Genomic DNA, 24,710 nt, shown 5'->3' with positions numbered 1-24,710 from the left:
AACCACGTTAATATTCGTGGGCCAGCAGGTGGTGACGCGTGGGGTAAATTGTTCGGACTTACTGGATTGTCCGGGCAGTGAACTCGCGCCAGGAAATAGCCCCTGCATCAGACCGTACCCGAAACCGACACAGGTGGACTGGTAGAGTATACCAAGGCGCTTGAGAGAATGACGTTGAAGGAACTCGGCAATTTACCTCCGTAACTTCGGGATAAGGAGGCCTTCGGTTTGGGCAACCAGATCGGAGGGGCACAGACCAGGGGGTGGCAACTGTTTAACAAAAACACAGGGCTCTGCGAAATCGCAAGATGACGTATAGGGTCTGACGCCTGCCCGGTGCCGGAAGGTTAAGAGGAGAGGTTCACGCCTTGAATTGAAGCCCCGGTAAACGGCGGCCGTAAATATAACGGTCCTAAGGTAGCGAAATTCCTTGTCGGGTAAGTTCCGACCTGCACGAATGGCGTAATGACTTCCCCGCTGTCTCCAACGTCAGCTCAGTGAAATTGAATTCCCCGTGAAGATGCGGGGTTCCTGCGGTCAGACGGAAAGACCCCGTGCACCTTTACTGTAACTTTGCATTGGCATTCGTGTCGGCATGTGTAGGATAGGTGGTAGGCTATGAAGCATGGGCGCCAGCTCGTGTGGAGCCACCCTTGAAATACCACCCTTATCGTCATGGATGTCTAACCGCGATCCGTCATCCGGGTCCGGGACAATGCATGGTAGGCAGTTTGACTGGGGCGGTCGCCTCCCAAAGAGTAACGGAGGCGCGCGATGGTGGGCTCAGACCGGTCGGAAATCGGTCGTCGAGTGCAATGGCATAAGCCTGCCTGACTGCGAGACAGACAAGTCGAGCAGAGACGAAAGTCGGTCATAGTGATCCGGTGGTCCCGAGTGGGTGGGCCATCGCTCAACGGATAAAAGGTACGCCGGGGATAACAGGCTGATAACCCCCAAGAGTCCATATCGACGGGGTTGTTTGGCACCTCGATGTCGGCTCATCACATCCTGGGGCTGGAGAAGGTCCCAAGGGTTCGGCTGTTCGCCGATTAAAGTGGTACGTGAGCTGGGTTCAGAACGTCGTGAGACAGTTCGGTCCCTATCTGCCGTGGGTGTAGGAGTATTGAGAGGATTTGTCCCTAGTACGAGAGGACCGGGATGAACATACCTCTGGTGGACCTGTTGTGGCGCCAGCCGCAGTGCAGGGTAGCTATGTATGGACGGGATAACCGCTGAAGGCATCTAAGCGGGAAACCCACCTCAAAACCAGTGCTCCCTCGAGGGCCGTGGAAGACGACCACGTTGATAGGCCGGGTGTGGAAGCAGGGCGACCTGCGTAGCTTACCGGTACTAATCGCTCGATTGGCTTGATCGCTCTCATTTATCAACGCCCATCACAAACTCACATGTCCCCGAAAAGTGCGTAGCGGTTTTCGGATCAGGACATGTGCAAAAAACGTGATGACGATAGAGACCCTTTGCTTCGATGTGTTTCGCCGGCCTGGTGGCCTTCGGCGAAGCGATCAGACCCGATCCCATCCCGAACTCGGCCGTCAAACGCTTCCGCGCCAATGGTACTATGTCTCAAGACCTGGGAGAGTAGGTCGTCGCCAGGCCTGCCAAACACATCAAATCAACTCCTCTTCCGATCCCAAACACAAAAGCGCCGCTCCAAAAAAGCGGCGCTTCTCGCTTGTCGCGGGGTGGAGCAGCCCGGTAGCTCGTCAGGCTCATAACCTGAAGGTCGCAGGTTCAAATCCTGCCCCCGCATCCAAGCTGACGTTTCCCCAGCAGAGCCCTGTGTTAAAAAGCTTTTTCGCCGCGCCGCGACAAAATGCGCAGGCTCTTGGGAGCGCTGCAGCAAAAATCGGCTTGACACTTGTGCAATGCAGCAATACAACGGTGAGACGACAGCGAGATGGTTCTCGCTCTCGTAGCCCTCCTTGGGCGTTTCCTCCCTTGACTTGGGCCGCTGGCTTTCCGGCGGCCCCTTTTTTTGTCTTCGGGGGGCGTAAACTCAGCCGATGACGTGAAAAAAGGTCCCGGAGACCAAGCCCGCGCGTCGGCCGGAAGGCGATTGCGTGGGGGAATAGGCGTCCCGCACCAGCGCGAAAGCCTCGCCTTCTTCGCGCGTGACCGTAGCGTAGTGGAATTCATGCCCCCGTAAAATGCGTCCTTTCGGACCGAGGCAGTGATCCGCCGAAAGAGCCGCGATTCTGTAGCCAAGATGAAGCTTACGACTGGCGAAGCTCGTCTCCAGCTCGAGCAATCCCGCCATCCGATGCGCGCGCCCGTCGGCGTCGGTGAGAAGCTGTCCCAGAACCATATAGCCGCCGCACTCGCCATGGACGGGCTTGGTTTGAGCGAAACGGCGCAGGCCAGAGAGAAAATTTTCCGCCTGCGCGAGCGCGCCGGCGTGGAGCTCCGGATACCCGCCGGGAAGCCAACAGAGGTCGGCGTCTTGTGGCGGCGGCTCGTCTGCGAGGGGGGAGAAAAAGACAAGCTCTGCGCCCTGGGCGCGCCAGCTCTGCGCGTGATGGGGATAGAAAAAGGAAAAGGCCGCATCGCGCGCGACGGCGATGCGCCGCGCCGGCGGCTTGGGCGTAGCGGATGCGTCGAGGGCCCTCGGCGCGCTTGCCGCGGCGTTGACGATCGCAGCCACATCGACATGGGCTTCGACGAAATCCGCCAGGGCGTTTAGCCGCGCGTCCAGCCCTTCCGTTTCTCCGGCTTGCACAAGGCCTAGGTGCCGCTCCGGCAGCTTGACGGCGTCGTTGCGAAGCAGGGCGCCAAAAAGCGGAAGCCCAAGCGCCGCCACGCTCTCCGCCACCAGACGGCGATGCCTGTCGCTGCCGAGGCGATTAGCCACGACGCCGGCGATTTTCACACGCGGATCATGGGAGGCGAGACCTCGGATGACGGCGCCCGCGGTCTGCGCCTGGCCGGAAGCGTCATGCGCCAGCAGCACCGGCCAGCCGAGCAGCGCGGCAATATCCGCGCTGGCGCCTGTGCCGCCAGCCCCCTCGGGCGCGCCGTCGAAAAGCCCCATGGCGCCTTCGGCGATGATGATGTCGGCTTCCGCGCCCGCCCTTGCGGCAAGGGCCGCGATCAAGCCGGGCTCCATGGCCCATGAATCGAGATTGATCCCCTCGCACCCCGTTGCGGCGGCGTGAAAGGCCGGGTCGATATAGTCCGGTCCGCACTTCACCGCGGTGACGCGCATGCCGCGCCGCGTGAGCGCCCGCATCAGGCCGAGCGCGAGTGTTGTCTTGCCCGAGCCCGATCGCGCCGCCGCGATCAATATGCCCGGAGCGCTCATACGCCGCCTCGCGGCCGGAAGCGACGATCATAGCCGGCGTCGTAAAGCGCGCTTTCTCGGAAGTCCTCGGCGGCGAGGGCGGGCCCCACGAGGATCAGCGCGGTGCGCTCCATCGGCGCCTCGGCGGCGCGGGCTTCTATGTCCGCGAGCGCGCCTCGGATGATCGTCTCTTCCGGCCAGGAGGCGCGATAGACCAGCGCGACGGGGCAGTCGGCGCCGTAAAACGGCGTGAGCTCTTCGACGACGCGGCCGAGAACGTGAATGGAAAGATGGATTGCGAGCGTCGCGCCCGATTGTGCGAAGGTTGCGAGCTTCTCGCGCTCCGGCATGGCCGAGGCGCGCCCCGAAGTGCGGGTGAGCACGACGGACTGTGTCATTTCCGGGAGCGTCAGCTCGCGCCCGAGCGCGCTTGCCGCGGCCGCGAAGGCGGGCACGCCTGGCGTCATCGTATAGGGAATGCCGAGCGCGCGCAGACGGCGCGTCTGTTCGCCGACGGCGCTCCAGATGGAGAGATCGCCGGAGTGCAGCCGCGCCACGTCATGCCCGGCGTCATGCGCGGCCTTCATTTCCGCAATGATGTCGTCGAGCGAGAGGGGCGCGGTGTCGACGATGCGCGCGCCTTCCGGACAATGGGCGAGCACGCCCGCCGGCACGAGCGAGCCGGCATAAAGGCAGACAGGACAGCGCGCGATGAGATCGCGGCCGCGCAGCGTGAGGAGATCGGCGGCGCCGGGTCCGGCGCCAATGAAATGGACGGTCATTCTTTTTCCTCGGCGCTGATGGCGAGCGCGCAGGCGACGTAAGGCGTGGCGACGCGCGGCCCCAACAGGCGGCTTCCGGGGCCTGCTCCGACGAGCGCGGCGGCTTCGGCGACGCTGCCCACGCCGAACATCGCTTGCACGCGCGGCGAATGGGTGGGCGCGGCGCCCTTGCGCGCTTTCAAAGCATCGAGCGGTAGAAAGACGAGCGGGGCGCCGAGCGCGTTCGCCGCCTCATGCAGGCCTGGCTCATCCGCTTTGCTTTCCAGCGTGCAGAGCGTGATGTCGGACAGCGACGCGCCATGTTGCGCGGCGACCGCGCGCACGAGATCGATGATGGCTTCGGCGGCGACGCCGCGTCGTGCGCCAATGCCGGCGGCGTATCTCATGGTTTCACCGCGCGCCATTGCAGCACCGCCATTGCGGGATCGAGCGCATGAAAGCGGCCGACCGGACGGGCGCGAGAAATCTGCAGGTGTATAAGGTCGCCGCCTTTGGCTTTGAACGCTTGCGTGAGCAGCGCCTGCGTTTCGAGCGTCACGCCGTTGACGACGATCCTGCCTTGCGAAGGAAGCGCGCGCCATGCGGCCTCCAGAGTCGCCTCATTGGCGCCGCCGCCGATGAAAATGGCGTCGGGCGTGCGAAGGTCTTCCAGCGCCTGCGGGGCGGCGCCTTTCACGATCGCCAGATCGGGAACGCCCAAGGCGATTGCGTTGCGCGCGATGCGCGCCGCGCGCGTTTCGTCGCGCTCCAGCGCAACGGCGCGGTTCGATGGATCGCTCAGCATCCACTCAATTGAAATCGAGCCCGAGCCGGCGCCGATATCCCACAGCGTCTCGCCCTTGCGTGGCGCCAGCGCAGAGAGCGTCACAGCTCGGATCTCACGTTTTGTAAGTTGGCCGTCGTTTTCGAACCAATCGTCGGGGAGGCCCGGCGTGCGCGGAATGGTGCGCGCGGCGGGCGCGGCGACGACATCGATTGCGACAGTGTTGAGCGCCGCGATGGCTTGCAGATTGAAACTATCTGCGCGCCCCTCACGAATGCGTTCCTTCGAGCCGCCCAGACGTTCGAGCACGAAGAGTCGCGAAGCGCCCATGCCGAGCTTTGTTAGATGATCGGCGAGACGCGTCGGCGTCGTTTCATCCCATGACAGCGCGATGATGCGCGCGCGTGGCTGAAGAAAAGGCGTGATGCGCTCGAAGGCGCGGCCATGCAGCGAGACGAGCGCGCAGTCCTGCTGGCTCCAATTGAGCCGCGCGGCGGCGAGAGAAAAGGCGGAAGGCGAGGGGATGCAGAAGATTTCGTCGCGCGCGACGTGGCGCGAAATGAGATCGCCGACGCCGTAGAAGAAAGGATCGCCAGAGGCGACCACGACGACCGGTGCGCCGCGCCGCGCCAATATAAGCGGAATTGCGTCCGTGAGCGGCGAGGGCCATTGCAGGCGCTCGGCCTTGCTTTCGCTGACGAGTGAGAGGTGGCGTGCGCCGCCGACAATGAGCGTCGCTTGGTTGATCAGCGTGCGTGCGGCCGGCGCCAGCGCGTCGACGCCATCTTCACCAATGCCGACGATGGAGAGCCATTTCTCCATTCACTCGGCCTTTCGCGACGTATAGACCCAGTCGCGCGCGCCTTCACGCGCGATGCGCTTTGTGCCGCTCGCCCCGATGACGACAAGGGTCGACATGTCGATCAGCGACGTATCCGCTTCATCGAGGCGCGTGAGAATAATCTCTTCCTTTTCGCGGCCGACCGCCTTCGCGAAGCTGACCAATGTTTCGCCGGGAAGCAAGCGGCGCAGTAGCGCAAAGGCGTCGGCGATGCGCGTGGGCCGCGCGCGCGAGGCGGGGTTGTAAAGCGCGATGACGAAATCGCCGCGCGCCGCATGTTCCAGCCGCTTCTCGATCACGCTCCATGGTTTGAGATTGTCCGAAAGCGAGATGGCGCAGAAATCATGGCCGAGCGGCGCGCCGAGACGCGCGGCGGCCGCCTGCATCGCCGAGACGCCCGGCAGCACGCGAATGTCGAGAGCGCGCCATTCCTTCGGGCCATGATCGACAGCCTCGAACACCGCCGCCGCCATGGCGAAAACGCCCGGATCGCCACCCGAGACGACCGCGACGACGCGTCCTTGCGCGGTTCGCGCGAGCGCCTCGCGGGCGCGGTCGATCTCGACGCGGTTGTCGCTGGCCAATCGCGTCTGTCCGGGCCGCATCGGCACGCGGGCGACATAGGGGTCATAGCCGATAATGTCCTGCGCCTGGGCGAGCGCCTCTTGCGCCTCCAGCGTCAGCCATTTCTCATCGGCCGGCCCGAGGCCGACGATATAGAGACATCCGCTCATGGGCGTCGGCCCTGGCCCGGCACCAGCGCCATGGCGAAATAAGGCGCATCGTCGTCGCGCTTTTCAGCAAAGGGCATGATCTTCTCGCCCGCCATGGTTCCGCGCTCGACGTAAATGGCGCGCGAGATGACGCCTGCGCGAGTCATGGCGCGGCGCAATTTCGGGAAGTTGCCGCCGAGCTTCATGACGACGGCGGCGTCCGCCGCAGCAAGACGCTCGGCAAGCGCGTCTTCATCGAGTGTCGCGGGCATGACGGTGAGGATGTCGTCGCCCCATGTCATGGGTTGGCGGGCTGCGGCGAAACAGCCGGACATGCCGGAAACGCCTGCGCAGACCTCGACGCGAAAACGCTGCTGAAGCCGCGTGAACATATGCATGAAGGAGCCGTAAAGCAGCGGATCGCCTTCGCAGAGCAGGGCGACGTCGCGGCCCTGTTCGAGCACAGCGGCGAGACGCTCCGCGCTTTCTTCGTAGAAACCCGCAAGCGAAGAAACATATTCGGGCGCGTCGAAGGCAATCTCCGTCGTCACCGGATAGAGGAGCGGCAGCTCCTCGCAGCCTTCCGAGACATAGCGCTCCGCAATCGTGCGCGCGTGACTTACGCGGCCGCGCTTGGCGAAATAGGCGATCGTTTTCGCTTCACCGATGAGGCGCGCGGCTTTCACTGTGACAAGCTCGGGATCGCCGGGGCCAAGCCCAATGCCGATCAGCGCGCCGAGTTTCGCGGCGCCTTGTTGCGAGGTTATGGGAAGCACGCTCATTCGGCGTCGCTCGCCAGCGCATTGATCGCGGCGGCGGCCATGGCGCTGCCGCCCTTGCGGCCTTTCACGATGGCGAAAGGAATGCGCCCATCGGCGGCGAGCGCCTCTTTCGATTCCGCCGCGCCGACGAAACCAACTGGCATGCCGATGATCGCCGCGGGGCGCGCAACGCCTTCGCCCAGCATTTCGAGCAGACGGAAGAGCGACGTCGGCGCATTGCCGATCGCGATGACGGCGCCGTCGAGCCTATCGCGCCAAAGCTCCATCGCGGCGGCGCTGCGGGTTGTGCCGAGTTCCGCGGCAAGCGCCGCCACATTGGGGTCCGCGAGCGTGCACACCACGGGATTATTCGCCGGCAGGCGCGCGCGCGTGACGCCATGCGCGACCATATTGGCGTCGCAGAGAATGGGCGCGCCCTTGCGCAGCGCGGCTTTGGCGTCCGACACAAAGCTTGGCGAGAAGTCGATGTCGTCGGCGAGCTCCACCATGCCGCAGGCGTGAATCATGCGCACGGCGATCTTTTCCTGCTCCGGCGTGAAGCGCGCGAGATTCGCCTCCGCGCGAATGATCGCAAAGGAGCGCTTGTAGATCGCCGCGCCGTCGCGGATGTAACTCAATGCGTCTGACATAGATGTTCCCTTGCGCGCGCGGTAAGCGTGCTTTCGACGGCGTCGATGTCGAGCCCCTTCGACTGTGGCGCGTCGCTCGCGCCGCCCGCGTCGACGAGGTTGAAGCGGCCGTCATCGGCGATAAGCGTCACCGGCGCGCTGCCCGGCCGCGCGCAGCCTTTGGCGCAGCCGGAGATGTGAAGGCCGACGCCATCCTTGCCTGCAAGCTTTTGCGCCAGCGGCGCGAGCCGCGCAAGAGCGCCGCGCGTGTCGCCGCGCGCCTGCGGGCATTCCGGCGCGCCAGGACACGCCACGACGGCAAGGCGCGGGTCTTCGTGGGAGACGATGAGGTCAAGCGCGCGGGCGCCGGCGATGATGCTTTGCGCGCTGTCGGCCGACGGCGCGGGGATGAGAATGGCGCGCCAGGGCGTGAGGCGTAATTCCCCGCCCGCTTGCGACGCGGCGAGCGCCGCAAGTTCTTTAAGCTCGCTTGCGCGCCAACGGCCCGATGGCGCGGCGACGCCGGCGAAATAGAGGCCGCCCGCTTCTCGTGCGCCTAGGAAGGGGCGCGGCGCAGAATCAGGACGCCGCGAATGCGCTGCGACGAGCCCGGCTTCGCTAAACAGGCGGGCGGCCCCAAGCGCTTTGACGAGCCGCCCCACACGGCGAAGCTCAAAGGCGCCGTTGCGAAGCGTCACAAAGGCGCGTGCGAGCTTGAGCGCAGTGGCGACGGCTTCGGTTCGATCTACGATAGTCGCGAGATCGTCGGCTCCCGCTACGCTTATCGCAACGTTGTTCGGTTGCGCCGCGGAGAGCCGAATATCCGCTTCGACGTTCGACAGCGGCAGCGTTCCGCCGTCAATCGCGAAAAGAAATTTGGCGGGCAAGGCGCGCAGAGCCTGATCTGCCTGAATGGCGTCGGCGAGTTCGCGCGCCATCGCATTGGCGTCGTCAGAGAGCGGCGCGGTGATGACGTTGGTGACGCGCTCTGCCGCGGCGTCACGCGGGAGTAGATGCGCGGCGTCGAGTCTTCGCAAGGCGTCGGGCAAGGTCGCCGCGCTGACGCCTCTGATTTGCAACTGCGCGCGCTGCGAGAGATCCACAAGGCCATTGCCGCAATCGGTGGAAATCGCGGCGACCGCTGCAAGCTGCGCAGCGGTTAATCGAGAGCCGACGATCTTCGCGCGGATGAGCAGACCATCATTGCTCGCCATGGGGGCATAGGCCCCTGGGCACCAGCCCTTGATCTCAGGCGTCGGCTGCATGGGTCCCTCCGACACTTATCAAGATGCTGCGCACGCTGTTCCGACCCGTGCGCCAGAGTTCGCGCGTCAGCGCCTCGTTAAAGACGTGTGCGATCGCCTCCAGGGCGCGCGGATTCTCGCGCGCGAGAAAGTCGCGCACCTTGTCGTCGCCGAGCGTCGCTGAAAAGGCGAGGTCGAATTGCGCGTCGCTGACGAGGCCACTCGTCGCCGCGAAGGCGTAAAGATTGTCGATGCCTTCCGCGATCTCGGCGCCGCCGCGATGGCCGTGGCGCATCTGGCCTTCGAGCCAGCGCGGATTGGCGAGGCGCATGCGCAGCACGCGAGCGATCTCGTCCTGCAACGACCGCGCGGTCAGGCGCTCCGGCCGCGTGGCGTCGAGATGCACGAGAGCGGCGTCGCCTCCGAGCATTTTATTTGCGGCGGCAAAGCCGCCTTCGAAATCGGCGAAGGCGGGGCCGGTCAGCACGTCAACTTCCGCCATGTCCTGCACATGAACATGGGCGTCGGCGCCGGCGACCTGCGCGCTGAACGCGTCATAAGCGGGCGCACTTTCGCCGGCGCGGTCGAGCGCATGGCTGCCGGCTTGAAGATAAGCGCGGGCAAGATCGTCCGGCGACGACCACTCTCCGCGCAAGATCGTCTCGCTGACGCCGAGCCCGTAGTTTCCATGCGCCGCGCCGAAGATGCGCGTGAGGTCTTGCGCTTCCTTGAGTGGATTGAAATCCGCGTCTTCATCGAGCGCCGCCACCGCGCGCACGGCGTCATTGAAGAGCGCGATGAGGCCGGGAAACATATCGCGAAACAGGCCCGAGACATGCAGCGTGACGTCGACGCGCGGAAAATCGAGCTTTGCCTGCGGCAAGATCTCGAAGCCGATGACGCGTGCGCTTTGGTGATCCCATGTCGGCCGGACGCCGAGAAGCGCGAGCGCCTGCGCGAAATCCTCGCCGCCGGTGCGGATCGTCGCGCTGCCCCAGAGATCGAGCATGATGCGGCGGGGAAATTCGCCATGCGTTTGCGCATGGCGCGTCATCACTTCATGCGCGGCGCGGCGGCCGATGTCGTAAGCCGTTTGCGTCGGCGCATGGCGCGGATCGATGCAGAAAAGATTGCGGCCGGTGGGGATGACGTCGGCGCGGCCGCGTGACGGCGCGCCGGCCGGGCCGGGCTCGACGAAGCGGCCCGAAAGCGCGGCGAGGAGCGCCTTGCGTTCGCTTAGCCCGCAAGCGTTGCGCGTTGTGTCTTCGTCGGCGCGGCCGAAGACGTGAAGCCCGTCGCCGATGCGCATTTCCTTGAGGTCGCACATCCAGGCGTCGAGTCGCGTCAGCGTTTCGGCGATGTCGGTCTCGCGCGTCACGCCGCATTCCTGCGCGAGCCCGCTGCGTTCGGTATCATCGAGAATGGCGCCGGCGATGAGGCGCGCGCGGCGTGGATCGAGCGACGCCGCGGCCGCATATTCGTCGAGCAGCGTCTCGATCGTCGCCGCGGCGTCGAAGAGTTCGGCCTCGACGAGCGGTGGCGTCAGATGCCCGATCGTCACGGCGCTCGTGCGGCGCTTGGCTTGCGCGGCTTCGCCGGGATCATTGACGATGAAAGGATAGATGAGCGGGGTAGGGCCCAGCACGGCTTCGGGCGCGCAATCCTGCGAAAGCATCACGGACTTGCCCGGCAGCCATTCGAGCGTGCCATGGGCGCCGAGATGTATGAGCGCGTCGATTTTGCGGATGTGACGCAGCCAGAGATAGAAGGCGACATAGGCGTGGCGCGGCGGCCGTTGCATGTCGTGGTAAGTCTCGTAGCGCTCGGCGCGCGCGCCGCGATCTGGCTGCAGGGCGATGACGAGATTGCCGTTGATGAGGCAGGAGAAGCGGAAGGCGTCGCCGACGATCGCGGGGTCGTCCTGCGGGGCGCCCCATGCGTCGTTGAGGCTTGCGACGAAATTTGCAGGAAGCGATTCGAGTAGGCGCGTGTAGTCGGTGAGCTTGACGGCGACCGTCTGCGCACATTCTTCGAGTGCGCGAATGATTGATCGTGATCCCTCCTTCTCCCGCTCGCGGGAGAAGGTGTCGCCGCGAAGCGGTGACGGATGAGGGCCCTCACCCGACCCCTGCTTACGCAGGGGCCACCCTCTCCCGCAGGCGGGAGAGGGGATTTCCGCGGCGTTCGTGGCGTTGCTCTGGATTGCTTCGCCTTCGGCTCGCAATGACGGAGGATCGTTTATCGCGTAGCCGGCGTGGCCCAGCGCTGCGGTGATCTCCACGACGCTCGCTTCGGCGTCCAGGCCGATCGCATATCCGCTGCGTCCGCGACGCGCGGGGTAATCGGAGAGAATCAGCGCAAGGCTTTTCTCGGCGTTCGATTTGCGGCGCAGGCGCGCCCAATTCGCGGCTAGCTCCGCAACGAAAGCGATGCGCGACTGCTCCGGCGCATGGCGGGGCTCGTCCAATTCGGCGGCGCCGCGCGGCGCGGTTTCCTTGAAGGAGATGGCGCGGGTGAAGATGCGGCCGTCAACTTCCGGCAGCACGACATTCATCGCGAGGTCGGCGGCGTTGGCGCCGCGTGCGGAGGCTTCCCATGCGTCGCGCGTGCAGGTGGCGAGCGCGACTTGCAAGACGGGCGCGTCGGCGCGGTCGAGCACGCCGCCCGAGTCGCGGCGTGCGGAGAAGGCGGTGGCGTTGAGAATGACGTCGGGCGCGAATGCGTCGAGCGCCTGCGTTATAAAAGCTTCGCTCTCGGGCTCCTTGAGGCTTGCGACGTAGAGGGCGTCAACCCTGAAACCACGGTCATTGAGCGCATCCGCGAGCGCGATGATCGGCGCAACATCGTCGGCAAGATAAAGCGAGCGATAGAAGACAATCGTCGCGCGCGGCGCCTCGCCCTCGGCTGCGCGACAGGCCTGCGTGAAACGGCCGGCATTGGCGACCGGAACGCTCTCGCGCCAATCGGTGGGGCGCCCGGCGAGCGTCGATGCGTAGGCCAGAAATGAGCGAAAATTATCGGGGCCGCCATCCTGGAAAAAACGCCAGATGCGATTGAGGGCTTGGGCATCTAGGATCGACGCCTGAGCGAGACGGATGTCCTCGACCGTGTCGCCCGGCACGATGGCGAGTGCAATATTGTGCGTGCGGGCCAGCGCTTCGAGTTGCTCGACGCCATAAGCCCAATAATCCTTGCCGCCCAGAAGCCGCACGACGATGAGCTTGGCGTGACGCGCGACTGTGTCGAGATAGAGATCGACGGAGTAGGGGTGTTTCAGTTGCGCGAGCGGTGCGCAGCGCAGGCTTGCAAGCCGCTCGTCGCGCACATGCAATCGCGCCAGCAGGCGCAGCTCGGAGTCGGAAAAAGACAGGAAGACAATGTCGGCCGGAGTCTGGCCGAGATCCGTCGCCGCGCCGGCGTCGTCGAGACTATGGAGATCGCGCGGCAGGAGGTGCATGGCGCCTCACGGCTGCGCGAGCATCGCGGCGATCGACTCGCGATCGAGTCCCTTTTCGCCGATCACGACGAGACGGCTCGCGCGTTCTTCGCCAGACTTCCAAGGGCGGTCGAAATGATGCTGAACGCGCGCGCCGACGCCCTGCACGAGAAGACGCATCGGCTTGCCGGCTACCTCGACGAAGCCTTTTACGCGCAGCACGTCGTGGGCGCGTGCGGCTTCAACGAGTTTCGTAACGAGCGCGGCGGGATCGGAGATTGCCGGAATGCTGACGACGAAACTGTCGAAGTCGTCGTGATCGTGCTCGGTCTCCGCGTCGTGATGCGAGGGGCGGTTCGCGAGATCGTCCTCAGCCGCCGCGGCGAGGCCGAGCAGCACGAGCGGATCGACGTGGCCATCGCGCACGCGCACGACTTTCACGCTCGCGCGCGCGCCTCGCGAAAGCTGCGCGGCGACCGCCGCTTCTTCCGCCTCGTCGAGTAGGTCGGTCTTGTTCAGAATGACGAGATCGGCGCAGGCGAGCTGATCCTCGAAGACTTCTTCGAGCGGATTGTCGTGATCGATCGTCTCGGTTTCGGCGCGCTCCTGCGCGATGGCGTCGAGGTCATCGGCAAAACGGCCTTCTGCGACCGCCTTGCCGTCGATGACGGCGATCACGCCGTCGACGGTGAGCTTCGAGCGGATGGCGGGCCAGTCGAAGGCCTTTACCAAAGGCTTCGGCAGCGCGAGGCCGGAGGTTTCGATGATGATATGCTCGGGCCGCTTCTCATGCGCGAGCAGCGCTTCGATCGCCGGCACGAAGTCGTCGGCGACGGTGCAGCACAGGCACCCATTCGCGAGCTCGACGATATTCTCCTCGGGGCAATTCTCGACACCGCAAGCGCGCAAGATATCGCCGTCAACACCGACGTCGCCGAATTCGTTGATGACAAGCGCTAGCCGGCGGTCGTGGGCGTTCTCCAGCACATGGCGGATGAGCGTCGTTTTGCCGGCGCCGAGAAAGCCGGTGATGATGGTCGCGGGGATTTTGGCGGCGCTCATGCGGCCTCCGTTTCGTCACGCGAGATGAGACGCCAGGACAGCCCCGCGAGCGCGCCGGCGAGGACCCAGCTCGCCGCCTGCACGGTCAGCGACGCGGCCGCGAAGCGCGCCGCAAGCTCCGCGGGGACGGTGCTTTCAGGCGTGGCGGCCGTCGGCCAGAAGAAATGCGGCGCGACAATCAGCGCGGCGCCGAAGATCTTGGCGGCGGGCGCGTCGAGGCGCAGCAAAGCGAAAAGCCCGGCGCCGGTCGAGGCGGCCGTCGCGAGCCACCAGATTTGGCGGCCCGCAAGATCGGTCTCCGCCGCGCCGGGGAGTTGCGGCGCGAGGCCGAGGCTCGTCGCGAGTCCGGTGGCGGCGAAGGCGCAGGCGCCCCAAAGCGCGGCGCGGCGCGGGCCGATCGACTCTCCCGAAAAAAGCATGCCGGCGAGCAGGATCAGCGCATAGCCGGCGGAGACGGCGACGGTTGCGAGGCTTGTCGCGACCGTGCGGCGCAGGCCCTCGAAGGCCGGGGCCGTGGCTTCGGCCGCGTCATGGGCGTGCTGCGCCGCCTCATAAACCTCGGCGGCGAGGATGAGTGGCGTAGTCGTCACGTGCTGCAGACCCGCGACCGCAAGGCCCGCAACAATGCCGGCGATGAGGCCGGCCGCCAACAGGCGCGCGATCACGGGTCGCGTGAAGGGCGGTCAGTGGCAGGGGAAGGAGAGCGCGTGGCGCGAATCATGCGCCGCGTCGTGCACGGTCTCGGAGTTTGCGAAGCCCGCGCCATAGACGAGGCCGAGGCCAACGATGAAAGCGACGAAAGCGGCCTTCAGCGTCTCCGCGCGAGAGCCGGAAATCGAACGAATAGCGGCAGTCTTGGTCGTCATATGAACGTCTCCCTGCCGCCCCACCGGCGGCGCATAATTCCGACAAGCGACGGCAGGTCTCCTGGCTTCCGGGTTACATCCGCGCCGCCTTCCCAAGCTTTTGGCTCAGTGGCCGATGGCGCAGCCTTCCCGGTTACAGTTGCGGGGGCAGCCGCGGTTTTGGGGACTCCCGCACCGCGTTCCCTTTTCGCCTCCTTGCGAAGGACCGTCACGCTCAGTCATATGCGCGCGTCACCTTTACGTCAAACGCCAAGGAGCGCGTCTTGGAAGAAGAGCAGGAAAAGGACGCGGCGCGCCGCCATCGCGAGAAGATGGAAAAGCGCAAGGCCGTGCAGGACGCGGAGGTCGCCGGCAAGACCATCGCACAAAAGGGCCTGCTGATGGTTCACACCGGCTCCGGCAAGGGCAAGTCCACCGCGGCCTTCGGATTGGCGCTGCGGGCGCTCGGCCATGGCTGGAAGGTCGGCGTCGTGCAATTCGGCAAGGGCGGGTGGCGGTCGGGCGAGCGCGAGATGCTGGAGAAGCTCGGGGAGGTCTCCTGGCATACGTTGGGGGAGGGCTTCACCTGGGAGACGCAGGACCGCGCGCGTGACGAGGCCGCGGCGCGGCGCGCCTGGGAGACGGCCTGCGCGCTGATGGATGATCCCGAGATTCGCCTGCTGGTGCTCGACGAGCTGAATATTTCGCTGCGCTACGATCACCTGCCGCTGGGCGAGGTTGTGGAAAGACTGGCCGCTCGTCGAGAAGGTCTCCATATCGTCGTGACCGGACGCAACGCCAAGCCGGAAATGATCGCGGCCGCCGACCTCGTGACGGAGATGACCTTGGTGAAGCACCATTTCGCAGCGGGCGTGAAGGCGCAGGAAGGCATCGAATTCTAATATGAGTTCCGCTTTGATTGGTCGGCGCCATTCCCGATCGCTCGCGCAGCGAGCGATCGGGAATCCAGAGCAAAACCAGCGTTTTTGCGGCTCTGGATCCCGATCGGGCCTTCGGCCCGTCGGGAATGACAAGCGCCAACGCAAGCTACTCAAACGGAAATAGTATAAAAAGCTCAGCCTTGGCGTCGTAGCAGGCGCTCCGCCGCGGCGCCGCGGGCATTGAAGAAGAACTGCGGCGCCGAGACGAGCGCACGCCAAAGCGCGGACGCTGATTTCACGACGGGCGTCAGCAGCATGCCGGCAACCGAATGCGGGTCGACGCCTTTTTCGTCGACGCCATAGGTCAGGCGCGGGTTTTTCTCCGTGGGGATCTCGAGCGTTCCGAACATCCAATCCCACACCGCGAGGACACTGCCGAGGTTGCGATTGAAATGCCTCGGGTCATTCGAATGATGGATTTGATGGTGGGCGGGGCTCAAAATCAAGCGGCCCCAGGCGCCGGAGAAGGGTATCCAGAACTGCGAATGCTGGAGATGCCCGATCGTCCAGAGAAAGCAGAGAAAGAGGATGTTCTTGCCGTCGACGGCAAACATATCCGTCGGCCGGTTGAAGAGCCAATGCAATGTGCCGGACGCGGCGCCGATGAAGGTCGCGAGCATATAGCCGAAGATGACATTGTCGATCGGGTGGTTTCTGAAATTGGTCAGCGGCGTCAGGACATCGGCCGTGTGATGGAGCTTGTGAAGCTCCCACAAGAAAGCAACCCGGTGCTTGAGATAATGGTCGAGAAAATAGCCGATCTCATAGGCCAGGAACAAAACTACGGTCGAGATCGCCTTGATCTGCAAATCGCTGAAGCTTGTGTTCCCCATGTGCCCGAATGCTTTGCCGAGGACCGAACTGACGCCCATCGCAATGACGTTCGACGAAATGACGAGGCCGCCGATCACCGCCGGCATGAAGATGACGCTGAGAACGAAGAGCTTCAGGTCTGCGTGAACAGACTCGCGCATCGCGAAATTCTTGGAGAAAATCGCGCGCGCCACCAGCGGCAGATTGGCGCGCCCCCGGCGCCGCAAGCGTCGATAAGCCAATGCGGCGAACCCCAAAGCGAAGGACGACGCCAGCGAATAGATCGAAAAGATCGAACCTGCCGAAAACAGCTCCGACGAAACTTGCCTTGCGGAAAAGCGGATCGCGCTGTTCAGGTCCATGGGAGCTATCTGGGCGGCTCGAAGTCGGCTCGCGGCGAAGCGTATTCGTAAGGCGCGATGGCGCCAAGGCGCTTTCCGAGGACGGACTTCCGCAAGTAGCTGCGCAGCTTGATATTTTTCGCGGCAGGACCGACCTCGACCATAAGGACGCCGAGCAGGATGAGAAGGCAGCCCAGGATGGCGGGGCCCGTCAGGCGTTCGGAGAGCAGCGCGGCGCCCGACAGGGCCGCGAAGACGCACTCGAGCGACATGATCAGAGCGGCTTCGGCCGGGGGCGTATATTTTTGCGCGACGATCTGCAGCGTGAAGGCGATTCCACCAGAGCAGAGGCCGGCATAGAGGATTGCCGGAAGCGCCACGGCCAATCCCTCCTGGGAGACAGGCTCGAAGCTGAGCCCGACAATGAGGCCGAGAAGAGTGGCGACGCCATATTGCGCGAAAGCCAGGAAGAATGGCCGGTCGGCGCGCGCCAGAAAGACCGGAACCAGGCTGATCCCGGCAGCCCAGGCGATGTCCGCGATCAGAACCAAAGCGTCGCCGCCGTTGAGCCCTTGAAAATGTCCGTGTTCCGTCAGGAGCCAGGCCCCTGCGACGGACACGGCGATCGCGGCCAGCACCACGGGTCTCGGCTTGGCTCCGGAGACCATCCAGACGATGAAGGGGACGAAGATCACATAGAGAGCGGTCAAAAACCCGCCGTTCGTCGCCGTGGTCGTGACAAGGCCGGTTTGTTGTAAGGTAGAGCCGACAAACAGGCAGAAGCCGATCAGGCCCGCAAGCGCCACATCCTGTTTTCTCAACCGCGGTTGAGCCTTTTTACGGTGCTCGTAGAAGGCCAGCGGCGCCAGCGCCATCCAGGAAACCAAAAAACGCGCGCCGACGAAACTGATCGGCCCCATGGTCCCATTGGCGTGTTTTTGCGCGATAAAAGCCGTTCCCCAAATGATCGAAACCGCCATAAGCAACAGATCGGCGCGCATTCGGGACATCAGCTTCCTTTGCCGTTTGAGCGCCGCGGCGGTCGTTCCATCTCGAGGAGACAGCGCCGGCCCGGCTGCTTGGTCGCGGCCAGCCCGCAAAAATGCGATCGGCGGCCAAAAATGCTGAAGCCGACGCCCGAACAAGTCGAGAGCGTCGGCTCCAAATCGATCTGCGCCGTTGCCGGGCCGATCGTGCTCCCAGACGACAAGACCGGGAGATCACCCCCCGGCAAGTCGTTCAGCAGGGGTATTACTGAATCATGCGCGCGGTAGAGCCGGTGCCGGCGGTGCCGAGAGCCTCGCGGTTGTTGCCCGTGCCGTTGGTGCCCTCGGGAGAGATCCAGTCCGGAACCCAGGTAAGAGCGACGACGACGAAGCCGACGAAGGCGGCGACCCAGATGAGCATCTTGCCGATGTCGCCGGAGCTGTGAACGTTGACAGCCATGCGTTTTCCCCCTGTTTGTTTTTTCTACCAGAATGCTTGCCGCATCGAGGTAACCCTAGCCCGATTCAAACCGCTTGGCAATCTGCGGGGAGAGCCTAATTTTGACGGCCAAAAATGCGATATTAAAGCGTATAATCAATCACTTAATGTGCGACAACTGGTCGCGGACAAAAAATTTTTTTAGGCCGTGGAACCCTAAGATTCGAGGCCTTTGAGAGGCCTCTCCGAAGCCCCGCCGCAGGTTGTTTCCACCCCGGGCAGGCGGCCTCGGGGCGGCCTTCTTGCAAATCCTCTTGCAAACCTTGCGGCGATCCCTATTGCTCCCTGCGGGCGCTTCGCATATAAGCGCGCGCATCCCACAGGCGAAGGTTATGCGGCGTCTGATCCAAGACGTCGTTTCCGGTGGCCGGTTTCCGGCCTCTTCACCTTGCTTTCGCCGAGGCTCAACCGGAGAAAAGTAAATGGCGCTTCCTGACTTCACCATGCGCGGCCTTCTCGAGGCGGGCGCTCACTTCGGCCACCAGTCGCATCGCTGGAACCCGAAGATGGCCCCCTTCATTTTCGGCGTGCGCAACAATATCCACATCATCGACCTCGCCCAGACCGTTCCGCTGCTGCATCAGGCGCTGAAGACGGTCTCCGACACGGTGGCCAAGGGCGGCCGCGTGCTGTTCGTCGGCACCAAGCGTCAGGCGCAAGATCAGATCGCCGACTCGGCCCGCCGCAGCGCGCAATATTACATCAACTCCCGCTGGCTCGGCGGCACGCTGACCAACTGGAAGACCATTTCGGGCTCGATCAATCGCCTGCGCAAGCTCGACGAGATGCTCTCGGCCGGCGCCCAGGGCGTGACGAAGAAGGAGCGCCTGCTCCTCACCCGCGAGCGCGACAAGCTGGAAAAGGCGCTCGGCGGCATCAAGGACATGGGCGGCACGCCCGACCTGATCTTTGTCATCGACACCAATAAGGAGCAGCTCGCGATCAAGGAGGCCAACCGCCTCAAGATCCCGGTGGTGGCGATCCTCGACACCAACTGCGATCCGGATGGCGTGACCTATCCCATCCCGGGCAATGACGACGCCGGCCGCGCCATCCAGCTCTACTGCGACCTGATCGCCCGCGCCGCGATCGACGGCATCTCCCGCAGCCAGGGCGCGCTGGGCGTCGATCTCGGCGAAGCCGAGGCTCCGGCCGTCGAGCCGGCCGTGGCCGGCGCCGAAAGCGGCGAGGCTTACGAGTCGGCCGAGGTCTTCGAGCTGCTCGCCGCCCCGCGCGGCGCCCCCGACGATCTCGCCAAGCTGAACGGCGTCGGCCCGCAGGTCGTCAAGAAGCTCAATGACGCCGGCGTGTTCCATTACTGGCAGATCGCCGCGATGACGCCGGGCGACGTCGAGAAGGTCGACGCCGATCTCAAGCTCAGCGGCCGCATCGCCCGCGATGGCTGGGTGGATCAGGCGCGCGCGCTTCTGTCCGCCTAAAGACTGACTGTCATCTTTCGCCATTACCTCGGGCGCCGGCTCATCCAGAGCCGGCGCCCGTCGCCATAAAGCCCCCGAGAGCCGGGAAGCCGTCGCCGCGGGCTTCCAGCCGGCCCCAACAGAAGGATTTCGACCATGGCCACGATTACCGCCGCCCTCGTCAAGGAACTGCGTGAGAGCACCGGCGCCGGCATGATGGACTGCAAGGCCGCGCTCACCGCGACCGAGGGCGAGTTCGAGGCCGCTGTCGACTGGCTGCGCAAGAAGGGCCTCTCCAAAGCCGCCAAGAAGGCCGACCGCGTGGCCGCCGAGGGCCTTGTCGCCGCGCTCACCGGCGACAAGAAGGGCGTCGTCGTCGAGGTGAACTCCGAGACCGACTTCGTTTCCCGTAACGCCGACTTCCAGACGCTCGTCAAGAACATCGCCGAAGTGGCGCTGGCGACCGGCAAGACCGACGCCGCTGAGCTCGGCGGAGAGGCTTATCCGGGCGGCGGCACGGTCGCCGAGAACATCACGACGTCTATCGCCACGATCGGCGAGAACCTCACGCTGCGCCGCGCGGCCGCGCTGACGGTGTCGGACGGCGTGGTCGGCCGCTATGTGCACGGCCAGGTCGTCGACGGCCAGGGCAAGATCGCGGTGATCGTCGCGCTGGAATCGACCGGCGACAAGGAAGTGCTGGCCAAGCTCGCGCGCGAGATCGCCATGCATGTCGCCTCGGCCAATCCGCAGGCGATGGACGCCTCTGGCCTCGACCCGGCGATTGTCGAGCGCGAGGCCAATCTGCTGCGCGAGAAGAACGCCGGCAAGCCCGAGAATGTGCTGGCGAAGATCGTCGAGTCCGGTGTCAAGACTTTCGCCAAGGAAGTCTGCCTGCTCGACCAGCCCTCGAACCACCCCGAGCATAATGGCAAGACCGTCGCCCAGGCGGTGAAGGAGCTCGAAGGCAAGGCCGGCGCGCCGATCGCCATCAAGGGCTTCGTCCGCTATGCGCTCGGCGAGGGCATCGAGAAGCAGACCAGCGATTTCGCGGCGGAAGTCGCGGCGGCCGCGAAGGGCTGAGCCAGAACGGGCTCCCACGCCATTTCCTCCCTTAAAGGGGAGGGCGCTTCGCAAGGCGTAATGAACAGAAACTAAAAGGCCGAGGCTCCAACCTCGGCCTTTTTTGTTGGTCTAACGCGCTTGGTTGCTTTTCCGCCCAAGCAGACATGCTCGCTGTGGCGCATAGGTCGGCGCCGCGCTGATGAGCCATTGCTGGCTCCTGAACGGGCGTTATCTCCGAACTGTTTAATCCGGCGACGACGCTCCCGCCTCGGCTGGGAGGCCCGGATCACGGAGGGAGAAAAATGACGATCCGTCCGGACCCCACCTTCCACGCCACCCCCAAGCTGGCGATGGAAGCGCCCCCTGAGCGATATGCCTACGTCCTGATGCTCAGTCCCAATTTTTCGCGTCCGGACTGCCTGGGCGTGGTCGACGTCGATTCGAGTTCCTCATCCTATGGAAAAATCGTCCACACGGTGGTGATGCCGAATAAGGGTGACGAATTTCATCATTTCGGCTGGAACGCCTGCTCATCCGCCTTGTCGCCCATGTCGGGCCACGCCTTTCTGGAACGCCGCTACCTCATCATCCCAGGTCTGCGGTCGTCGCGGATCTATGTGATCGACACTAAGCCGGACCCCACGCAGGCAAAGATCCACAAGATCATCGAGCCGGAGGAAGTCTTCCACAAGACCGGCTATTCGCGGCCGCACACGGTCCATTGCGGGCCGGAGGGCATTTATGTCTCCACCCTCGGCGGCGGCGGACCGGATGGGACCGATAGCCCGCCGGGTATCTTCATCATGGATTGCGAAACATTCGACGTGCTGGGCCGCTGGGAAATCGACCGAGGGCCGCAGGACAAGCATTACGATTTCTGGTGGAACCTCCCGCGGGATTACATGGTGACGAGCGAATGGGGGTTGCCGCCGCAGTTCGAGAACGGCCTGGTTCCAGACGATCTGCTCGGCAACAGATATGGACATCGGCTGCATTTCTGGGATTTGCGTGCGCGTCGCAACGTCCAGACGATCGACCTGGGCGCCAACCATCAGATGGCCCTCGAAGTCCGGCCAGCGCACGACCCCATAAAGGAATACGGCTTTGTTGGCGTCGTGGTGGACACGACCAACCTCGAGGGCTCGATCTGGACGTGGTGGCGCGAGGGCGGCACGTTCCGTTGCGAGAAGACAGCCGTCATTGCGCCGGAGCCGGCAGATAAAGATCAGCTTCCCCCATTGCTTCAGCCCTTCGCCGCCGTTCCGCCATTGGTCACCGACATCGACCTCTCGCTCGATGACCGATTCCTCTATGTGTCCTGCTGGGGCACGGGCGAGATGCGCCAATACGACGTCAGCGACCCGAGGGCGCCCAAGCTGGCTGGCTCGACGCATATCGGCGGCATTGTCCGACGGACGCCCCATCCGAATGGCAATACATTTGCCGGCGGCCCCCAGATGATCGAGATCAGCCGCGACGGGAAGCGGGTCTACTGGACGAACTCGCTCTATTCGACCTGGGACGACCAGTTCTTTCCTGAGGGAGTGCCAGGCGCGATGGTCAAAGCCGACGTCGGGACTGATGGCGGCGTCACGTTGGACAAGAAATTCTGGGTCGAATTTCCGGATGGATACAGGTCACATCAAATCCGCCTCGAAGGCGGCGACTGCTCAACCGACTCCTTTTGCTATCCGTCCGTCTGAAGGTGGGCCACGTTCAATGGAGCACGGCGGACCTTTGGCTGGCCGTGGTCGCCAGCGGCCTCTACCACGGCGTTAATCCGGGCATGGGATGGCCTCTGGCCGTTTCAGCCGGCCTGATGGGCAGGGGGCGCTGGGACCTCGCCTTGGCGCTTGCGTCGCTTGCGGCCGGGCACTTAGCCGCCATGCTGGTCATTCTGCTGCCCTTCGCGCTGATGACCGCGCTGGTGGAATGGGGACGCGTCATCAGGATCGGCGTCGGCGTCGGCGTGATGGCCTATGGCGCCTACCGCCTCGTCAACCGGCGACATCCGCGCGCGCTCGCCCGAATCAGGCCCACGCAGCTTGCGCTGTGGTCCTTCGCTATCGCGATCGCGCATGGGGCCGGTTTGATGCTGCTGCCCATCTATCTTGGCCTTTGCTCGGCGGGAGAGGTCGACGCGGCTCATCAGGGACTGGCGAGCCTGATGGGGCGAAACTTTGCAACCGCGGTCCAGGTTTCGCTCCTCCATGTGGTCTCGATGGTGACCGCTGGCGGCTTGATTGCGTTCCTTGTGCACGGCTGGCTCGGCCCGAGCTTCATCTCCAGAAGCTGGTTCAACCTCGACCTGGTTTGGGCGCTGAGCTTGATGCTCGTCGGCGCCGCCGGGCTCGTGACGGCCTTATGAAACATTCCCTTCATCCCCCGCGTTTCGCCCTGCTGGCGGGGCGCCGGGAGGGTTCAATGCCTGCGCAGGGACAATCGATCACGGAAGCGATCCGGGAGAATATCTCGGTAACCGGCATAGAGAGCGCCGCCCCCCTGCCGGATATGCAGACGCAGGGCGACGGGCTCAAAAATCCGCGCGAGCTTTATCCCAAGCCGCCTTTTGAGAAGCAGCCGCAGCCCTGGCCGGGCCTTGCCTGCAAGATGACTCCGCTGCCCGATCACGGCGAGAAGAGCTATCGCGGCTCGGGGCGGCTCAAGGGCCGCAAGGCGCTGCTCACCGGCGGCGATTCCGGCATCGGCCGCGCGGCGGCGATCGCCTTCGCGCGCGAGGGCGCCGATGTCGCGATCAATTATCTTCCGCAAGAGGAGGAGGACGCCCGGGAGGTTGTGGCGTTGATCGAAGACGCGGGCGGCAAGGCCGCGCCCATTCCTGGCGACATTCGTGACGAAATGTTCTGCAAGCGTCTGGTCGACGACGCCGTCAATGAGCTTGGCGGGCTCGACATTCTGGTCAACAACGCCGCCCGCCAGCATGTGCGCGAATCGATCACGGAGATTACCACGGAAGACCTGGATTGGACCTTCCGCACCAATCTCTATGCGCTGTTCTGGATCACCAAGGCGGCCGTCCCCCATATGCGGCCCGGTTCGACCATCATCAACACGACCTCCATCAACGCCTATGAGCCATCGCAGCATCTGCTCGATTACGCGGTGACCAAGGCCGGCATTCTGAATTTCACCTGGGGGCTGGCCAAGCAGCTCGCCAAGCAGGGCATCCGCGTCAACGCCGTCGCGCCGGGCCCGTTCTGGACGCCGCTGCAACCCTCGGGCGGGCAGACGCAGGAGCATCTCACCCAGTTCGGCGGCGACACGCCGCTCGGACGCCCCGGCCAGCCGGCGGAGATTGCGCCGCTTTACGTCCTGTTGGCCTCGGCGGAATCGAGCTATGCGACGGGGCAGGTGTTCGGCGCGACGGGCGGAGAGGTCGGACCGTAACCTTTCGCTTTGGAGATTCGAAAGGGTCACTTGCGGCGGGGGCGCGCCATTCGTATTTAAGTCGCGCCCCCGCCCAAGCCATCAGAGAGACCCGTCATGTCCGACCACGCCTCGAAGCGATATAAACGCGTGGTCGTGAAGCTTTCCGGCGAGGCGCTGCAAGGATCGCTGCCTTATGGCCTCGATGCGACGACGCTGGAGCGCATCGCCAAGGACCTGGCCACGGCCTCCGAGAACGGCCACGAGGTCGCGGTGGTCGTCGGCGGCGGCAATTTCTTCCGCGGCATCAAGGGCGCCGATACGGGCATCGAGCGGGCGCGCGCCGATTCGATCGGCATGCTCGCGACCGTCATGAACGGGCTGGCGCTCGAGCAGGCGATCGAAATGCAGGGGCGCCCGGCCCGCTGCCTCTCCTCCGTGCCGATGCCCTCGCTGTGCGAATCCTTCTCGCGCCGCGCGGCGCTGCATCATCTCGCCAAGGGAAGGGTGATGATCGCGGCCGGCGGCACCGGCAATCCCTTCTTCACGACCGACACGGGCGCCGTGCTGCGCGCGGCCGAGCTTTCGGCCGACGCAGTGCTGAAGGCGACCCAGGTCGACGGCGTCTACACCGCCGACCCCAAGCGCGATCCCGCCGCCAAGCGTTACGAGCGCTTGACCCATGACGAGGCCATCGCCCAAAATCTCGCCGTCATGGACACGGCCGCCTTCGCGCTGGCGCGGGAAAATCGAATTCCGATCATCGTCTTTTCGATCGGCGAACCCGGCGCGATCGCCTCGGTGCTGGCCGGGGGCGGGCGTTCGACTCTCGTCGCGCCATAAGCCCGCGCGTCTTTAACTTGCGCACGACGCCTAAAAACATGCC

General features: G+C 64.5%; 22 protein-coding genes, 1 tRNA gene, 2 rRNA genes and 1 riboswitch (1 of these 26 only partly in view). Of the genes, 10 read left to right on the top strand and 15 right to left on the bottom strand.

The features are described from left to right. From QMG84_RS13670 to QMG84_RS13660, 3 genes are all read left to right on the top strand, one after another. Positions 1-1,375: ribosomal RNA gene (locus QMG84_RS13670) — 23S ribosomal RNA — on the top strand (it extends 1,565 nt beyond the left edge of the window). Between the two features lie 125 nt (positions 1,376-1,500). Beyond that, positions 1,501-1,616: ribosomal RNA gene (gene rrf / locus QMG84_RS13665) — 5S ribosomal RNA — on the top strand. 81 nt (positions 1,617-1,697) lie between these two features. Then, a tRNA-Met gene (locus QMG84_RS13660) sits at positions 1,698-1,774 on the top strand. Positions 1,775-2,017: 243 nt separating this feature from the next. Here QMG84_RS13660 and QMG84_RS13655 read toward each other — a convergent pair. Genes QMG84_RS13655 through QMG84_RS13600 form a run of 12 tightly spaced genes read right to left on the bottom strand, consistent with a single transcriptional unit; the run spans position 2,018 to position 14,395 of the window. Beyond that, positions 2,018-3,319: a cobyrinic acid a,c-diamide synthase CobB gene (locus QMG84_RS13655; protein WP_281928557.1), complete on the bottom strand. Its 1,302-nt coding sequence runs from the start codon at positions 3,317-3,319 to the stop codon at positions 2,018-2,020. After that, positions 3,316-4,080 (bottom strand): precorrin-4 C(11)-methyltransferase, encoded by a 765-nt coding sequence (gene cobM, locus QMG84_RS13650; RefSeq protein ID WP_281928555.1) that lies wholly within the window; start codon positions 4,078-4,080, stop codon positions 3,316-3,318. The genes QMG84_RS13655 and cobM overlap by 4 nt, the downstream gene beginning before the upstream one ends. Then, positions 4,077-4,466, bottom strand: coding sequence for a cobalamin biosynthesis protein (locus tag QMG84_RS13645; protein WP_281928553.1), 390 nt, complete (start codon positions 4,464-4,466; stop codon positions 4,077-4,079). Before QMG84_RS13645 ends, cobM begins: the two co-directional genes overlap by 4 nt. Beyond that, the gene (gene cbiE / locus QMG84_RS13640) at positions 4,463-5,665 is read right to left on the bottom strand and encodes a precorrin-6y C5,15-methyltransferase (decarboxylating) subunit CbiE (protein WP_281928552.1); all 1,203 of its coding nucleotides are present in this window, start codon (positions 5,663-5,665) and stop codon (positions 4,463-4,465) included. Before cbiE ends, QMG84_RS13645 begins: the two co-directional genes overlap by 4 nt. Beyond that, on the bottom strand, positions 5,666-6,418 hold the full coding sequence (gene cobJ / locus QMG84_RS13635; protein WP_281928551.1) for a precorrin-3B C(17)-methyltransferase: 753 nt from the start codon (positions 6,416-6,418) through the stop codon (positions 5,666-5,668). It abuts the gene before it with no gap. Further along, positions 6,415-7,179, bottom strand: coding sequence for a precorrin-2 C(20)-methyltransferase (locus QMG84_RS13630; protein WP_281928550.1), 765 nt, complete (start codon positions 7,177-7,179; stop codon positions 6,415-6,417). The genes cobJ and QMG84_RS13630 overlap by 4 nt, the downstream gene beginning before the upstream one ends. Then, positions 7,176-7,808, bottom strand: a complete 633-nt coding sequence (locus QMG84_RS13625) for a precorrin-8X methylmutase (protein WP_281928548.1) — start codon at positions 7,806-7,808, stop codon at positions 7,176-7,178. The genes QMG84_RS13630 and QMG84_RS13625 overlap by 4 nt, the downstream gene beginning before the upstream one ends. Next, the gene (cobG, locus tag QMG84_RS13620; RefSeq protein ID WP_281928546.1) at positions 7,793-9,052 is read right to left on the bottom strand and encodes a precorrin-3B synthase; all 1,260 of its coding nucleotides are present in this window, start codon (positions 9,050-9,052) and stop codon (positions 7,793-7,795) included. Before cobG ends, QMG84_RS13625 begins: the two co-directional genes overlap by 16 nt. Continuing rightward, positions 9,036-12,488: a cobaltochelatase subunit CobN gene (gene cobN, locus QMG84_RS13615; RefSeq protein WP_281928544.1), complete on the bottom strand. Its 3,453-nt coding sequence runs from the start codon at positions 12,486-12,488 to the stop codon at positions 9,036-9,038. The genes cobG and cobN overlap by 17 nt, the downstream gene beginning before the upstream one ends. A 6-nt stretch (positions 12,489-12,494) precedes the next feature. Then, the gene (gene cobW / locus QMG84_RS13610; RefSeq protein WP_281928542.1) at positions 12,495-13,529 is read right to left on the bottom strand and encodes a cobalamin biosynthesis protein CobW; all 1,035 of its coding nucleotides are present in this window, start codon (positions 13,527-13,529) and stop codon (positions 12,495-12,497) included. Next, positions 13,526-14,194, bottom strand: a complete 669-nt coding sequence (locus QMG84_RS13605) for a CbtA family protein (RefSeq protein WP_281928540.1) — start codon at positions 14,192-14,194, stop codon at positions 13,526-13,528. The genes cobW and QMG84_RS13605 overlap by 4 nt, the downstream gene beginning before the upstream one ends. 18 nt (positions 14,195-14,212) lie before the next feature. Beyond that, positions 14,213-14,395, bottom strand: coding sequence for a CbtB domain-containing protein (locus tag QMG84_RS13600; protein ID WP_281928538.1), 183 nt, complete (start codon positions 14,393-14,395; stop codon positions 14,213-14,215). A gap of 34 nt (positions 14,396-14,429) precedes the next feature. Beyond that, a riboswitch (cobalamin riboswitch) is annotated at positions 14,430-14,620 on the bottom strand. 86 nt (positions 14,621-14,706) lie between these two features. Here QMG84_RS13600 and cobO point away from each other — a divergent pair. Continuing rightward, positions 14,707-15,276, top strand: coding sequence for a cob(I)yrinic acid a,c-diamide adenosyltransferase (cobO, locus tag QMG84_RS13595; RefSeq protein ID WP_281932009.1), 570 nt, complete (start codon positions 14,707-14,709; stop codon positions 15,274-15,276). A 173-nt stretch (positions 15,277-15,449) separates the two neighbouring features. Here cobO and QMG84_RS13590 read toward each other — a convergent pair whose 3' ends face one another. The 3 genes from QMG84_RS13590 to QMG84_RS13580 form a co-directional block, all read right to left on the bottom strand. Continuing rightward, positions 15,450-16,490, bottom strand: a complete 1,041-nt coding sequence (locus QMG84_RS13590; RefSeq protein ID WP_281928536.1) for a sterol desaturase family protein — start codon at positions 16,488-16,490, stop codon at positions 15,450-15,452. A gap of 5 nt (positions 16,491-16,495) precedes the next feature. Then, a complete protein-coding gene (locus QMG84_RS13585; protein WP_281928535.1) occupies positions 16,496-17,479 on the bottom strand; it encodes a DMT family transporter in 984 nt (327 codons plus the stop codon). 241 nt (positions 17,480-17,720) lie between these two features. Then, on the bottom strand, positions 17,721-17,915 hold the full coding sequence (locus QMG84_RS13580) for a hypothetical protein (protein WP_202073577.1): 195 nt from the start codon (positions 17,913-17,915) through the stop codon (positions 17,721-17,723). Between the two features lie 461 nt (positions 17,916-18,376). On the opposite strand from QMG84_RS13580, the gene QMG84_RS13575 reads away from it, so the two are divergent. The 6 genes from QMG84_RS13575 to pyrH all read left to right on the top strand — a co-directional run bounded on the left by QMG84_RS13575 (position 18,377) and on the right by pyrH (position 24,667). Next, complete coding sequence (locus QMG84_RS13575) at positions 18,377-19,393, top strand: 30S ribosomal protein S2 (RefSeq protein ID WP_281928532.1); 1,017 nt, start codon at positions 18,377-18,379, stop codon at positions 19,391-19,393. 135 nt (positions 19,394-19,528) lie between these two features. Next, positions 19,529-20,455 carry a translation elongation factor Ts gene (tsf, locus tag QMG84_RS13570; RefSeq protein WP_281928531.1) on the top strand — a complete coding sequence of 309 codons (927 nt, stop codon included), beginning with the start codon at positions 19,529-19,531 and terminating at the stop codon, positions 20,453-20,455. A gap of 284 nt (positions 20,456-20,739) precedes the next feature. Continuing rightward, positions 20,740-22,140 (top strand): selenium-binding protein SBP56-related protein, encoded by a 1,401-nt coding sequence (locus QMG84_RS13565; protein ID WP_281928529.1) that lies wholly within the window; start codon positions 20,740-20,742, stop codon positions 22,138-22,140. 2 nt (positions 22,141-22,142) lie between these two features. Then, positions 22,143-22,805, top strand: a complete 663-nt coding sequence (locus QMG84_RS13560) for a hypothetical protein (protein WP_281928527.1) — start codon at positions 22,143-22,145, stop codon at positions 22,803-22,805. A gap of 56 nt (positions 22,806-22,861) precedes the next feature. Continuing rightward, complete coding sequence (locus tag QMG84_RS13555; protein WP_434085957.1) at positions 22,862-23,845, top strand: SDR family oxidoreductase; 984 nt, start codon at positions 22,862-22,864, stop codon at positions 23,843-23,845. Between the two features lie 96 nt (positions 23,846-23,941). Continuing rightward, positions 23,942-24,667: a UMP kinase gene (gene pyrH / locus QMG84_RS13550; RefSeq protein ID WP_202073583.1), complete on the top strand. Its 726-nt coding sequence runs from the start codon at positions 23,942-23,944 to the stop codon at positions 24,665-24,667. The last annotated feature ends 43 nt before the right edge of the window (positions 24,668-24,710 follow it).

The organism is Methylocystis iwaonis (assembly GCF_027925385.1).
Lineage (GTDB): Bacteria > Pseudomonadota > Alphaproteobacteria > Rhizobiales > Beijerinckiaceae > Methylocystis > Methylocystis iwaonis.
Note: the sequence above shows the minus strand (reverse complement) of the source record. Positions and strands in the feature narration are given on the sequence as shown.